Source organism: Paraburkholderia sp. XV (assembly GCF_020177535.1).
GTDB classification, from domain to species: domain Bacteria; phylum Pseudomonadota; class Gammaproteobacteria; order Burkholderiales; family Burkholderiaceae; genus Paraburkholderia; species Paraburkholderia caribensis.
In genome coordinates, this window is sequence record NZ_JAGUUD010000061.1 from 37,917 (window position 1) to 51,463 (window position 13,547).

Here is a 13,547-nt window from a genome sequence, read left to right on the forward strand (position 1 = left end):
CGCCGCAGACGAGAACGCCCGTCAAGGGGCGCCTTTCTCGTCTATCACACGTTTTGCTGCGTTAAGTCCTGTTGCCAAGGCGTCGTCCACCGTGTCGAAGACCCGATTTCCTTCTGAGACGAGTGCGATCGGTGCGCCTACGGGTCTTCTCGGGTCCTCCGTGCAGATACTCACCACGGCAACGTACCCCACCGGGGGCCCATATGTGAATTCGCTTGATACAGCCCGCACGGACTCAAGCTTCACGGAGACCTCAAAGCCTTTGTACGAGTACGTCTTTTCCATTGATCGACTCCCTGCATGGCAGACCGGCGCAACGTCGGCGACAGGGCCAGCACGCCTGGTCGCGCATGATGCTATTCCTGAATGCTCAAAAACGGCCCCTAGCCGCTGCAACCGCCAGACCTGAGGCATTCGACGTATCGGTTATAGGCTTCAGCCCTACAAATACCCGCTCGTCGATCCGGGGAGTCGCCGCATGCCTGAACATTGCCTTTATAGGATTCGGCGCAATTGTTTTTGACCTGATCGCAATCCGACGCAGCAAAGCATGCGCTTGAAAGGACCAATAGCACGCCAACCAGAAGATGTCGCATGGTGACCTCCCGCTACCGCCACGAGATTCGTGCAACAGGACCGTTGGCGACAAGTGTATCGAATTATTTGCCGCTCGAATGAAGAAGTGCGCGATGTTCATCGGGTTCGAGCCGTGTCCGGTGCTTCGTCGTACGGCTTGCCGGCGCGGCGCTTTTTCAGTGGCGATCAACGCCGATCTTTTAACCATCGATCTGCACGATGCGATCAGCGCGGTAACCGCTAGAATTGCGGTTTTAGCCGGAATACACCCATGTCTTTTGCCTCGCTTGGCCTGATCGATCCCTTGCTGCGTAATCTGCAGGACCTCAATTACCGGACACCTACGCCGGTGCAGGTCAAGGCGATTCCTGCCGTGCTCAGTGGCAAGGACGTGATGGCAGCGGCGCAGACGGGCACTGGCAAGACGGCGGGCTTTGCGCTGCCGCTCCTGCAACGGCTGGTGCAACATGGCCCAGCCGTGTCCAGCAACCGCGCGCGCGTTCTCGTGCTGGTGCCCACGCGTGAACTGGCTGAACAGGTGCTGCAAAGCTTTATCGAATACGGCAAAGGGCTCGACTTGCGATGCCTGGCCGCCTACGGCGGTGTGAGTATCAATCCGCAGATGATGAAGTTGCGCAAAGGCGTGGATGTGCTCGTTGCCACGCCGGGCCGCTTGCTCGATCTGAATCGGCAGAATGCAGTGCAGTTCGATCAGGTGCAAACGCTGGTGCTGGATGAAGCCGACCGCATGCTGGATCTGGGCTTTGCGCGTGAGCTCAACGCCGTCTTTGCTGCATTGCCCGTTCAACGCCAGACCCTGCTGTTCTCCGCGACCTTTACCGACGATATCCGCGCCATGGCGGCGAACATTCTGCACAGCCCGGTGCATATCAGCGTCAGCCCGCCCAACGCCACGGCCAGCAAGATCAGGCAGTGGGTGGTGACGGTGGATAAAAAGAACAAGCCCGATCTCTTCATGCACCTTGTGGCTGAGAACAACTGGAAGCACGCACTGGTCTTCGTCAAGACCCGCAATGGCGTGGATTACCTGGCGGCCATGCTGGATGAAGCGGGCTATGCGGTCGACACGATCCACGGCGACAAACCGCAACCCGCGCGCCTGCGTGCGCTGGAGCGCTTCAAGACGGGCGAAGTCCAGATGCTGGTCGCCACCGATGTGGCTGCGCGCGGGCTGGATATCGACGATCTTCCGCTGGTGATCAACGTCGATCTGCCGATCGTGGCGCAAGACTATGTGCACCGTATCGGCCGGACGGGCCGCGCGGGCGCCAGCGGCGTGGCGGTGTCCCTCGTGTGCGCCGACGAAGCGCCGCAACTGGCCGCGATTGAAGCGCTGATCCGGCAAACGCTGCGGCGTGAAGAAGAGCCGGGTTTCGAAGCCGAGCATCGCGTGCCGCAAACCAGTGCGACGGGCGAGATCATCAAGAAACCGAAAAAGCCCAAGAAACCCAAGGTGCCGCAAGCTGCGCCGGGCGCCATGCAGGTGCCCGGCAAAAAAGCGCGCCCGCAGAGTGGCGCAGACAAACGCAAGCCCGCGGCGCCGCGCGCCGTGGCCGCGGGCAAGGGCACAAGCTTGTCCAGCGGCAGCCCGTTCAGCGCGCAAAAGCCGCGCAGCAAACCCGCCGGCAAGCCAGCTGCGGGTTCACGTAAGCCGGCTGGCAAACCCGCCGGTAGTCGCGGCAAGCGTCAACCCTGATCTGGGCAGGCGTAACGCCAGCACTGGCTGAAGCCGGCGGTTCGCGGCCCGCTAGCCGATAGCGGCGCCGCTTCGGCGTGCATCAGGCCAGAGCGGGTAACGGCGCACTGAATCCTGGGTCCATCACAATTCGTGCGCAGGCGCTCGTCACTCATCAACTTTTCGCGAAGTCCGGAACGCCGCCAGCGCCGCATCCACCGCACGCCGCGCTCCGTCGAACCCCGCCTCCGCTAGCGCCGCGCGCACACCCTGAAGTTCCGCCAGCAAGGCATCACCTGCCGAATCCTCGAGCGCAGCAGCAAGCACCCGCCCGCGTGCCGCGAACAGTCGCGCCCACGGCAAAGGCTCCGCGCGTGTGTACTGCTCCAGCGCCTCGATATAGCGTCGCGCGCCTGCCGGGTTCCGCGCCGACAACATCGCCTCGATCGCATCGCGGTAGAACCACAGATGATTGTGACCAACCGCACCGCGCCGCAGCAGATCGGCGCCCTCGGCAAGCAGGCGCGCCTGCTCGGCGTCGTCGACAGCGCGGCTCAGCGCACTCAATGCCTTCGGCGCGCTGAACTGCATGCCGACCTCGCGGCACAACGCCAACGACGCTCTCAGGACGCGCGCCGCCTCGTCGCGCTGACCGCTTTCGAGCAACAGACGCGCTTGCATCTCGAGGTTCTGCGCCTCGAAGCGGCGCGCGCCGAGTTGCCGGATCAACCGCATCTCCTGATCGAGATGAACCTGTGCCGCGCGCACGTCGCCCGTTTCGTAGCACGCGAACGCGCCCAGCGTTTCGCATAGCAACTGCGCGCGCGGCTGCCCAACGAGCGCCGCCTCGCGCGACGCCGCGACGGCATCGACACAGGCCTCGCGCGCCTCGTTCAGATAGATGCGGCTAAAGCCTTGCATCGACCGGTTGGCTACTTCGATGCGACCGAAACCGTGTTCGCGGCTCAGCGCGACGCAACGGCTGAAGTGCTCGAATGCCGTGCGCATCCGGCCTTGCGCATAGGCGGCGTCGGCGAGACCGCCCAGCGCGCGCGCCTCCGCTTCGGGCGAGCCGAGCCGCTGCGCGTACGCGAGCCCGCGTTCGTGTTCGATCCGGCAGTCGTCGATCCGTCCGAGCGGGAACAGGATATTGCCGCGCAGATGATGCAGGCGAGCAAGTTCGCTCGCGCTCTCTGCGCGTTCCGCTATCTGCTGCGCGGCGTCGAGCAACGCCAGCGCTTCGCTCAAGCCCTCGCTGACCCGCAAGCCTTCCGCGAGTCCGAGCTGCGCGGCGCAACGGCTGGCGTCATCGGGCGCCGCATCGACAGCCGGGCGATAGGTGGCAATCGACGCGGCAATATCGCCCAGATCGCGCTGCAACTCGCCCTTGAGACACGTCAGCGCGTGCGTGTCGTGCGGCAACTGCGCGATCCGAAGCCCCCGCTCGATCAGATGCAACGCGGATTCCGTGAAATGCGCGGCCCGCTGGGCGCGCGCCGCATCGAGGCAAGCCTGCGGCGCGCGCTCGTCTTCGGCCCGATCCAGGTGCTGGGCGCGCAGCACGGCGTCGCTATCTTCAAACCAGTCGGCGGCGCGGCGATGCAGCTCGCGCCGCCGCGCCCGCAGCAGCGTCGAGTACGCGCTTTCCTGAATCAGCGCGTGCGCGAACAGAAAGTCGTCGCCTTCGGGCAGCACGAGTGCGTTGGCGACGAGCGTGCCGCAGTCGTAGCCCGGCTCGTCGATCAGCCGTCTGAGCAGCGCCAGCCCGAAGCGCTGGCCGATCACCGATGCCGCCTGGAAGGCCGCGCGGTCGCGCGCTTCCAGCCGGTCCATGCGCGCGAGCACGAGACTCTGGATCGACGCCGGCACCGCATCGCCGCTGCCTTCTTCGGCGTTATGCAGAAGCTGTTCGAGAAATAGCGGATTGCCGTCCGCGCGTTCGATGCAGGCAAGCGCCACGCGCTGCGTCGCATCGATGAAATTGCCCGCCAGCGTCAGCGCTTCGTCGCGGCGCAGCGGGCCGAGATCGATCGTCGCAAGCGGCGTGTCGCGCATGCGGGCGCGCCATGCCGCATCGAGCGGGTCGCCTTCGATGCGCGAGGTCATCACCAGCAGTCCCGTGCCGCCTCCAATGCCGGACGCGAACGCGGACAGATAGCCCAGCACTTCGGCATCGGCCCAATGCAGGTCTTCGACGACAATCATGCTCGCGCCGCGCCGGCATGCGTCAGCCGTCAGCGCCGCGACGACCGCCTGCTTGCCGCGCTTGCGGGCGGCGTGATCCATCGCGTCGTAGAGCGTGCGCCATTCGCCCGATTGCGGCAGATCGAGCAGATCGTCGAGAAAGACACGCTGTTCGGGCTGGATCACGCCATTGCGGCCAAGGCGCGCGGCCACGGCCTTGCGCTCTTCGATATCCGCCGCGGGCGACAGGCCCAGCAGGCTGTCGATGATCGCGCGCACCGGGTCCTGCCCCTTGCCGACGCCGAAGTCGAGCACGAGCCCCCGGTGCACCGCGAAGCCATGCGCGTGAGCAAACACGCGCATTTCGTCGACCAGCCGCGTCTTGCCGATGCCCGCATCGCCGCGCACATAGACGGCGTGTCCGGCGCGCTGGTCGACGCAGGCGCGCACGATGCCACGAAACTGTTCCAGTTCCGCCTTGCGCCCGACGAAGCGGCTGCGGCTCGCCCGCGCGGGCTCGCGCACCACGCAGGAGAGGCGCCACGCGCGCGCCGGCACGTCGATGCCCTTGAAGTGCATCTCGCCCATCTGCTCGCAAACCGCGCTGTCGCCGAGCGCGCGCCGCACGCCGTCGGACAACAGCGTCTGCCGTGCGCCCGCCGCCGAGACCAGCCGCGCGGCGAGATTCACCGCGTCGCCATGCACCGTGTAGTCCTGCGCATCGGCCCGGCTGACGGCACCCGCCACCACCTCGCCGCTGGCGATACCGATATGCGCCTGCAAGCTCCGCGCGCCTTTCGCACTCAGTTGGTCGAGCGCGTCGTGAATATCGAGCGCGGCGCGGGCCGCGCGCAGCGGATCCGTTTCGTGCGCCCGCGGCGCGCCGAACAGCGCCATCACGGCATCGCCTATGTGCTTGTCGATGGTGCCGCCGTACGCGAGCACGATGCCGTCGACCAGCCCGGTGAAGCGGCCGATCAGTTCGCGCAGTTCTTCGGGATCGAGCGTTTGCGAGAGCGCGGTGAAGCCGCACAGGTCGGCGAAGAGCACGGTGACCTGCCGGCGCTCTTCCATTGGCGCGCTGACAGCGGGCGTGGCAGGTCGATCGAGGGCGGGCTGGGCCGCGGGCGGCGCATCGGCGCCCGAAGGCGGCATCTGCGCAATCGCCGCCAGCAGCCGCTTGCGATGCCCGAGCGAGCGAACGCCGAGTTCCTTCAGATCCGCGTCAGTGAGCGCGGACAGCGTCGCCGCGTCGATGTCGTTGTCGGCAAAGGCCTGTGAGTATTGATCGAGCCCAAGTCCGGCCAGCCACAGTTCGATATCCATCGTCATCGCCGGAATCTGTTTCCCGTTGCGCGCTTAAAAGATAGAACGGCACTCGCCTTGTCTAGTGTAGGTGTTGCGCACCGCTTGAGGTGTGCGGGCGCGTTCGTGGCGCCATACGAGGGTCAGTGGCAAGCCGCCGAGCGGTCATTCCCCCGCCGGTCATGCCTCCCTGGCATACCTGCTATGCCGCTGCGCACTCTGTTCAGCCATTCTTGCCAACCCCATTCTCTTGCCACGGCTTGCCGCGACGCTGGCGATCACAAGCTGCATCGTGTCGAGCACCATCCACAGATCAGGAGAATCACCATGGGTAAGCTTCAGGGCAAAGTTGCGGTCATTACGGGCGGAAGTAGCGGAATCGGGCTCGCAACCGCGACGCGATTCGTCGCGGAGGGCGCGTATGTCTTCATCACGGGGCGTCGTCAAACAGAACTGGAAAAGGCGAAGGAGATCATCGGCTCGAACGTAACAGCGGTTCAGGGCGACATCGCCAGCCTTGATTATCTGAATCGCCTCTACGAAACGGTGCAACGCGAGAAGGGCGGTTTGGACATCATTGTGGCAAGTGCAGGATACGTCGCTTCGTTGCCAACGGAGTCCGTAACGCCTGAACACTTCGACAAGACTTTCGACATCAACGCACGCGGTACGTTCTTCACGGTGCAAAAGGCGCTGCCGCTGCTGCGCGACGGCGGCTCTATCGTCGTCGTTGCTTCCGGGATGCACATCAAGGGTTTTGCGGACTTTGGCGTCTATGCGGCGACGAAGGCGGCAATCCGTTCGTTCACCCGGACGTGGGCGTCGGAATTCAAAGGTCGTGGCATTCGCGTCAACACGCTGAGTCCGGGCATGATCGAAACACCGATCGTGGACGGCCTGTTCAATTCGAAGGAGGAGGCGGATGGTGCGCGGGCAATGGAGGGATGACAATTTTCAAGGCCGCCGATCGTAGAAGTCAAGATGTTCTGGGTTCCTTTTCATACCTAAGTCGCGCGCGAGGAGAAGAGCCGGAAGGCCTTATCTGCGACAACAATTCGTCGGGTGAAGCCTTGTCGTACCGAGGCGGCGAATGCCAGGCGCCAGGCGGGGCAATCGACCGCCTGATGGGACGAATGCGTCTGGCGAGTGACGAAAGCGGGGACTTGAACAGCTTGTTTCCATTGGCAGGCTGCGCTGACTGAAGGGCTGACAAAAACGCTTGGCACGCCGAATGCTGGCGTTCGATATTCCCATCGCGTTGAATCAGAGCAGATGACCGACGACCTCGGTGTTCGCCCAGCTAGCTGGCGCGCGGGCACGGCGCAGCGCGCAGGCGTCGTCGCGGTTGCGCAGCTTATGGCGCTAGACGTTGCAGCCCGGCCCGAACAGAGCGCGCTCCATCCGGCGGGCGTGCAGGCCGCGCACATTCTGAGCCTGTGGAACCTCACGCTGGTTATCTGCGCAGCCGTGTTCGCAGCCGTGCTTCTTGCGACGCTCGTTGCGTTACTGCGTAACCGGCGCAACGGCGACTCGCCGCCACTTGCGCCGCGACCCGGCGAGCGAACTGCGGCGCGCACGCGCAACGCCGTCATCGCGGCAACGGCTGCATCGGTCGTGTTGCTCGTCGGCCTGGTGATCGCCGACGTGATGACGGATCGCGCACTCTCGAAGCTGCCCGTCGAGAACGCGGTGCATATCGAAGTGACAGGGCAGCAATGGTGGTGGCAAGCAGTCTATTCGCCGGAAGCCGGGCAACCCGGCTTTGCGACGGCAAACGAGTTACACGTGCCCGTCGGCCGGCCTGTCATCGTCGATCTCAAGGCGGGCGATGTGATCCATACGTTCTGGGTGCCGAATCTGCACGGCAAGAAGGACATGCTGCCGGGCATCCAGACGACCATCGAATTTCGCGCCGACAAACCCGGCATATATCGCGGCCAGTGCGCCGAGTTTTGCGGCGCCGAACATGCGCTCATGGCGATGCTCGTGGTTGCGCAATCGCCCGAGCAATATTCGGCGTGGCGCGGCCAGCAGGCGACATCCGCTTCCCGTCCCTCCGACGCGCTCGCGCAACGCGGACGGCAGATCTTCGAACAGTCGAGTTGCGCCGGTTGCCATACGGTGCGTGGCTCCTCCGCACAAGGCACGCTCGGCCCGGACCTCACGCATCTGATGGGCCGTCAGACGATCGCCGCAGGCGCGCTCGCCAACACGCCCGCCGGTCTGCACCAATGGATTCGCGATCCGCAAGCGGTCAAACCAGGCACGACGATGCCAGCAGTGCCACTGGCCGCTGACGATCTGCGTGCCGTTATCGCATGGCTGGGGACATTGCAATGAGTACCGCGGAACCGCGAGTCGGGATGGATGTGAACCTCGACCTGAAGGACGGACCGGACGCGCCGCAGCATGTCAGGGATGCGCTCGAGCAGACCTGGCGTGACCCGGGCGGTTTGATCGGCATGCTGTGCGCCGTCAATCACAAGACCATCGCACGCCGCTTCATCGTCACGACATTCGTTTTCTTCCTGCTGGCAGGCCTGCTCGCGCTCGCCATGCGCACCCAGCTCGCCCGGCCGGACAACCGGCTAATGGGACCGGACTTCTACGACCAGCTCTTCACGGTGCACGGCTCGACAATGATGTTCCTGTTCGCCGTGCCCGTCATGCAGGCGGTTGCCGCGTGGCTCGTGCCCCTGATGATCGGCGCGCGCAGCATCGCGTTTCCGCGCGTCAACGCCTACGCCTATTGGGTGTTTCTGTTCGGCGGCCTGACGTTGTACGTCGCCTTCGCACTGGGTGCCGGGCCGCGCGCGGGCTGGTTCAGCTACGTCCCGCTCGCTGGCCCCGACTATTCGACGGGCAAAGGCACGGACATCTGGGCACAGATGATCACGTTCACGGAACTCTCCGGGCTGCTCGAAGCTGTGGTGCTGATTGCGACGATCCTCAAGATGCGCGCGCCCGGCATGTCGCTCAATCGCATGCCGCTGTTCGTCTGGGCGACGCTGGTGACGCAGTTCATGGTGCTGTTCGCGATGCCCGCCATCATGCTGGCGAGCACAGCGCTGATCCTCGATCGCCTGGTGGGCACACAGTTCTACAACCCGGCGCTCGGCGGCGACGTGTTGCTGTGGCAGCACCTGTTCTGGTTCTTCGGCCACCCGGAGGTATACCTGATCTTCATTCCGGCGCTCGGCTTCATGTCGTCGATCGTTGCGACGTTCTCGCGCCGTCCGGTGTTTGGCTATCCGGCGATGGTGCTGTCGCTGATCGCCACCGCCTTCCTCGCGTTCGGACTCTGGGTTCACCATATGTTCGCGACGGCGGTGCCTGCGCTCGGCAAGAGCTTTTTTACGGCGGCGAGCGTGATGATCGCGATCCCGTCCGGCGTGCAGATCTACTGCTGGCTCGCGACGCTGCTGACGGGCCGGCTCAATATGAAAGCGCCGCTTTATTTCGTGCTGGCGTTTTTCTTCAATCTCGTGCTGGGCGGATTGACGGGCGTGATGCTTGGATCGGTATCGCTCGATCTGCAGGTGCATGACACATACTTCGTCGTCGCGCATCTGCATTACGTGCTGATCGGCGGCGCGGTGTTTCCGCTGTTCGGCGCGATCTATTACTGGTTCCCGAAAGTGATGGGCCGGATGCTGGACGAGCGGCTCGGCCGATGGCACTTCTGGCTGCTCTTCATCGGCTTTAACGTGACATTCTTCCCGATGCATCTGCTCGGTCTACATGGGATGCCGCGCCGCGTGTGGACGTATCCGCACGGCATGGACTGGGACGCGATGAACCTCGGCGCGACCGTTGGCGCGTACATGATGGCCGCGGGCATGCTGGTCTTCATCTACAACGTCGTGCACAGCAGCAGACGCGGATCGCGCGCGGGCGCCGATCCGTGGGGCGGCGGCTCGCTCGAATGGAGCGTGCCGAGCCCTCCGCCGCCCCACAACTTCGACGCGCTGCCCGTCGTCCATGCGCAGGAGCCGCTTTGGGCGCCCGCTCGTGAGCCGCGCTGGGTGTCGGGACTGACGGCGACCGCGCGCGAAGTGCTGACGACGACCGCGCTCGACGCGCAGCCCGACACGCGCCCGCTGTTTCCGACGCCGTCCATCTGGCCGTTCCTCAGCGCGGTCGCGACTACGGTTTTCTTCATCGGCTCGATCTATACGCCGTCGGCCGTCTGGTGGGGCACGGTACCCGTCGCGATCGCGATGATCGTCTGGTTCTGGCCGAAGCGGCGCAGCAACGCAATTGCGCGCGCGCTGGAACGCTGGCCTGACGATGCACCGGACAACGAGGCAAAGAAAATAGCCATGCCGCCCGCACAGGCATCGACGCTCGACGTGCGCGGCCTGCCGAGCTTCGGCTTTGGTTCACGCAGCCTGATGTGGTGGGCGACTGCGGGACTGATGCTGATCGAGGGCACGGCGTTCGCGCTCGCCATCACGATGTACTTCTATCTGCGAGCCGTCAACGCCGCGTGGCCGATGCATGCGCCGCCGCCAGCGGTGCTGTGGGGCTCGCTGAATACGGCGGTGCTGATCGCGAGCATGGTGCCCAACGAACTCGCGCGGCGAGCGGCGAACAAGGGCAATCGCGAAGGCGCGCGCTTGTGGCTTGTGATTTGCCTGGCGTTCGCGCTGATCTTTCTGGTGTTGCGCGGCTTCGAGTTCGCCGCGCTCAACGTGATGTGGTACGCGAACGCGTATGGATCGATTGTGTGGCTGCTGCTTGGTCTTCATACGACCCACCTGATCACCGACACCGTCGATACAGCCGTCCTTGCCGCGCTGCTGTACATCGGTCCATACGAGGGCAAGCGGCTGGTCGACACGAGCGAGAACGCGGTCTACTGGTATTTCGTCGTGTTGAGCTGGCTGCCGATCTATCTGGTGATCTATTTCGTGCCGCGGATGTCGCCATGATCCGGACTTCCTTTGCCTCGTGGCTCGGTCTGGTCGTCGCGCCGTTTGTCGTGCTCGGTGCGCAGAGCCTCAACTATGCGCTGGTACAGGTGGCGTGCGCACAGCGAAGCACGGTGGCGCTCGACGTCGTGAGTGCGGTCGCATTTCTGTTTTCGGTGGCGGCGACGGTGCTTGCTTACACACGATGGCGTCTCGTATCGCGCGTGCGCGATGCCGACGCTGCGCCGGATACCGCGCACGCCGCTTTCTTCGCGCTGATGGCGATGCTGGTCGCTGCGCTGTCGGCGTTGATCCAGCTGATGATGTGGTTCCCGCAATGGTTGATCTCGCCCTGTCGCTGAACCCGGCGCGCTTGCGAACCGGACGCGTTGTCGCGCCGGCGTGCGTCGCGTTGCTCACGCCCGGAATCACGGCGGCACATGTGCTGTCCGCGTCGGGCGCTGCGGTGCCTTCGTTCGGATGGACGGGCGAGCCGTGGGTGCTTGCGCTGATGATTACGAGCCTGGCTGCATACGGCACCGGCTATTGGCGTCTGCGCAGACGCGGCTCTGTGCGCGCGCGCAGCGCCCGCGTACGCGCAATCCATCTCGCCGCGTTCGCCGGTGGCTGGCTAGGGCTCGCGCTAGCCCTGTTTTCGCCGCTCGATCCCCTCGGCGCAGCGCTTTTCTCCGCGCACATGGTGCAGCACGAATCGATGATGCTGATTGCCGCACCGTTGCTCGTAATGGGCCGACCGCTCGGGGTATGGATATGGGCGCTGCCGAAGCGTGCGCGGTTGCGGCTTGGACGGCTGGTCAGGACACGCGCGTTTTCCCGGTGCTGGCACGCGCTGACCTTACCGCTCATTGCCTGGCTGCTGCACGCGGTGGCGTTGTGGGCATGGCATGCACCCGCGCTGTTCCAGGCGGCGCTGCTGCACCAATGGGCGCATTCGCTGCAGCACGCGAGTTTTCTGCTGACCGCCTTGCTCTTCTGGTGGACGGTCGCCGGCGACGGCGCGCGGCGGCAGACGGACGGCCACGCCATGCTGTCGCTGTTCACGACGATGGTCCACACGGGCGCGCTCGGCGCGCTGATCACGCTCGCGCCAGGCCTCTGGTATCCGCTGTACGTCGAACCATGCAGCGCGTTAGGGGTCGATCCGCTGCACGATCAGCAGTTGGGCGGGCTGATCATGTGGGTGCCCGCGGCGACGGCATATTTGGTGGGCGGGCTTGCAATCGCCGCGCGCTGGCTGACGCGCCCCAATGCGCCCGTGCTCGCAACGCGGCATGCGGTGATTTTGCCGCGGGATGGAACGCGATGAAGCGACGCCGCACGCCGCCCATCCGTTGGCTCATCGCCTGCGCCGTGTGGGGCGGCTGCGTGCTCGCGCTGCTGCTCATTCCGCCGGCACCCCACGAAGCCGCCGCTGCAGCGCAGGCGCCGCTGGCCGATAACGCAACGCTCGCGCGTGGCGAATACGTCGCGAAGGCAGGCGATTGCGCAGCCTGCCACACGGCGGCACAAGGTGGCGCACCGTTCGCTGGCGGGCTGGGGCTCGCTTCGCCGTTCGGCACGATCATGTCGAGCAACATCACACCCGACAAACAATTCGGCATTGGCCAGTACAGCTATGAGGATTTCGCGCGCGCGATGCGCGAGGGCGTCGCGCGGGGCGGCAAGCGCTTGTATCCGGCGATGCCGTATGCTTCGTTTGCCAAAGTATCGGACGACGATATGCGGGCGCTCTACGAATACATCATGCATCGCGTCGCGCCCGTTGCGAAGCCGACGCCTCCTTCGGATGTGGCGTTTCCGTTCGATCAGCGCTGGGCGTTGCGCTTCTGGCAGCTTGCATTCGTGCCGCGCGGTGTGTACCGGCCGCGTGCTGACCATGACGCGCAATGGAATCGCGGTGCGTATCTGGTGCAGTCGCTCGGCCATTGCGGCGCCTGCCACACGCCGCGCGGCGCAGCGTTCCAGGAGCGCGGCTACGACGAATCCTCGAAGCGTTATCTCACGGGCGGCGTCAACGATCACTGGTTCGCGCCGAACCTCACCGGCGATAACGGATCGGGCCTCGGCCGGATGAGCGCCGCCGGCATCGCGTCGTTCCTGAAGACGGGACACGCTGGCGGCGTGATCGCCTACGGCAGTATGGTCGAGCAGATCGAAGACAGCTCTCAATACCTCACCGACGAGGATGCGCAGGCAATCGCGCGCTATCTGAAGTCTCTGCCCGCGCAAAAGCCGTCCGGCACTTACACGCCGAACGCCGATCCGGCGCGCGCACCCGTCAACGGCAACCGCGTGGCCGATGAACTGTCGCTCGGCTTCAATGTGTATCGCAGTTTTTGCGCGCGCTGTCATCGCGATGACGGTATGGGCGTACCCAACGCCTTTCCTTCGCTGGCTGGCAACCCGTCTGTGCTGACGGAAGATACGACGTCGCTGATCAGGCTGCTTGTCGAAGGCGGCAATAGCCCGGCGACGCTCACGGGACCGCCGCGCCAATCGATGCCCGGCTTCGTCGGGACGCTGGCCGATGTGCAGATTGCTCAGGTGCTGACATATATCCGCGGTGCGTGGGGCAACAACGCGCAACCCGTCACCGCCAACGATGTAAGCACGCTGCGCAGCGAACTGCACAAATGAGAGAGAGGGGGAGTCATGAACGTCGCACGGCAGGTGGTGTCTTTTCTCAGCTCGCGCGGCCTCAAGCTCGCGACAGCCGAATCGTGCACGGCGGGGCAGATCGCATCGTGTCTCGCTGAAATTCCGGGAAGCGGGGCGTGCCTCGACGTTGGCTTCGTTACGTATTCCCCGTCGGGCAAGGCGGGCTTCCTCGGCGTACAGCACGCGACCATGCA

Annotated in this window: 10 protein-coding genes; 8 read left to right on the forward strand and 2 right to left on the reverse strand. The window is 64.8% G+C overall.

All coding sequences use genetic code 11. The annotated features are described in order from the left end of the window. Nucleotides 1–21: 21 nt before the first annotated feature. Nucleotides 22–285, reverse strand: a complete 264-nt coding sequence (locus KFO72_RS25270; RefSeq protein WP_082433864.1) for a hypothetical protein — start codon at nt 283–285, stop codon at nt 22–24. Between the two features lie 562 nt (nt 286–847). Here KFO72_RS25270 and KFO72_RS25275 point away from each other — a divergent pair. Beyond that, nucleotides 848–2,293, forward strand: coding sequence for a DEAD/DEAH box helicase (locus KFO72_RS25275; protein WP_225033301.1), 1,446 nt, complete (start codon nt 848–850; stop codon nt 2,291–2,293). A gap of 147 nt (nt 2,294–2,440) precedes the next feature. On the opposite strand, the gene KFO72_RS25280 is transcribed toward KFO72_RS25275, so the two are convergent. After that, nucleotides 2,441–5,788: an adenylate/guanylate cyclase domain-containing protein gene (locus tag KFO72_RS25280; RefSeq protein WP_107201842.1), complete on the reverse strand. Its 3,348-nt coding sequence runs from the start codon at nt 5,786–5,788 to the stop codon at nt 2,441–2,443. Nucleotides 5,789–6,088: 300 nt separating this feature from the next. Here KFO72_RS25280 and KFO72_RS25285 point away from each other — a divergent pair, with 300 nt between their 5' ends. The 7 genes from KFO72_RS25285 to KFO72_RS25315 all read left to right on the forward strand — a co-directional run. Beyond that, complete coding sequence (locus KFO72_RS25285; RefSeq protein WP_225033302.1) at nt 6,089–6,709, forward strand: SDR family NAD(P)-dependent oxidoreductase; 621 nt, start codon at nt 6,089–6,091, stop codon at nt 6,707–6,709. A gap of 324 nt (nt 6,710–7,033) precedes the next feature. Beyond that, on the forward strand, nt 7,034–8,101 hold the full coding sequence (coxB, locus tag KFO72_RS25290; protein WP_412101800.1) for a cytochrome c oxidase subunit II: 1,068 nt from the start codon (nt 7,034–7,036) through the stop codon (nt 8,099–8,101). Further along, on the forward strand, nt 8,098–10,695 hold the full coding sequence (gene ctaD, locus KFO72_RS25295) for a cytochrome c oxidase subunit I (protein WP_225033303.1): 2,598 nt from the start codon (nt 8,098–8,100) through the stop codon (nt 10,693–10,695). The genes coxB and ctaD overlap by 4 nt, the downstream gene beginning before the upstream one ends. Then, nucleotides 10,692–11,036 carry a hypothetical protein gene (locus KFO72_RS25300; RefSeq protein WP_054931684.1) on the forward strand — a complete coding sequence of 115 codons (345 nt, stop codon included), beginning with the start codon at nt 10,692–10,694 and terminating at the stop codon, nt 11,034–11,036. Before ctaD ends, KFO72_RS25300 begins: the two co-directional genes overlap by 4 nt. Beyond that, nucleotides 11,012–12,001, forward strand: a complete 990-nt coding sequence (locus KFO72_RS25305; protein WP_225033304.1) for a cytochrome c oxidase assembly protein — start codon at nt 11,012–11,014, stop codon at nt 11,999–12,001. The genes KFO72_RS25300 and KFO72_RS25305 overlap by 25 nt, the downstream gene beginning before the upstream one ends. After that, on the forward strand, nt 11,998–13,332 hold the full coding sequence (locus tag KFO72_RS25310) for a c-type cytochrome (protein ID WP_225033305.1): 1,335 nt from the start codon (nt 11,998–12,000) through the stop codon (nt 13,330–13,332). Before KFO72_RS25305 ends, KFO72_RS25310 begins: the two co-directional genes overlap by 4 nt. Before the next feature lie 15 nt (nt 13,333–13,347). Continuing rightward, nucleotides 13,348–13,547, forward strand: a 200-nt coding sequence (locus tag KFO72_RS25315; protein WP_225033306.1) for a CinA family protein, incomplete at its 3' end; no start/stop codon positions are given.

Excerpts from the sequence above, each read along its gene's own strand:
- KFO72_RS25270 (WP_082433864.1), bottom strand. The coding sequence starts at position 285 with ATGGAAAAGACGTACTCGTACAAAGGCTTTGAGGTCTCCGTGAAGCTT.
- KFO72_RS25275 (WP_225033301.1), top strand. The coding sequence starts at position 848 with ATGTCTTTTGCCTCGCTTGGCCTGATCGATCCCTTGCTGCGTAATCTG.
- KFO72_RS25280 (WP_107201842.1), bottom strand. The coding sequence starts at position 5,788 with ATGACGATGGATATCGAACTGTGGCTGGCCGGACTTGGGCTCGATCAA.
- KFO72_RS25285 (WP_225033302.1), top strand. The coding sequence starts at position 6,089 with ATGGGTAAGCTTCAGGGCAAAGTTGCGGTCATTACGGGCGGAAGTAGC.
- coxB (WP_412101800.1), top strand. The coding sequence starts at position 7,034 with ATGACCGACGACCTCGGTGTTCGCCCAGCTAGCTGGCGCGCGGGCACG.
- ctaD (WP_225033303.1), top strand. The coding sequence starts at position 8,098 with ATGAGTACCGCGGAACCGCGAGTCGGGATGGATGTGAACCTCGACCTG.
- KFO72_RS25300 (WP_054931684.1), top strand. The coding sequence starts at position 10,692 with ATGATCCGGACTTCCTTTGCCTCGTGGCTCGGTCTGGTCGTCGCGCCG.
- KFO72_RS25305 (WP_225033304.1), top strand. The coding sequence starts at position 11,012 with ATGGTTGATCTCGCCCTGTCGCTGAACCCGGCGCGCTTGCGAACCGGA.
- KFO72_RS25310 (WP_225033305.1), top strand. The coding sequence starts at position 11,998 with ATGAAGCGACGCCGCACGCCGCCCATCCGTTGGCTCATCGCCTGCGCC.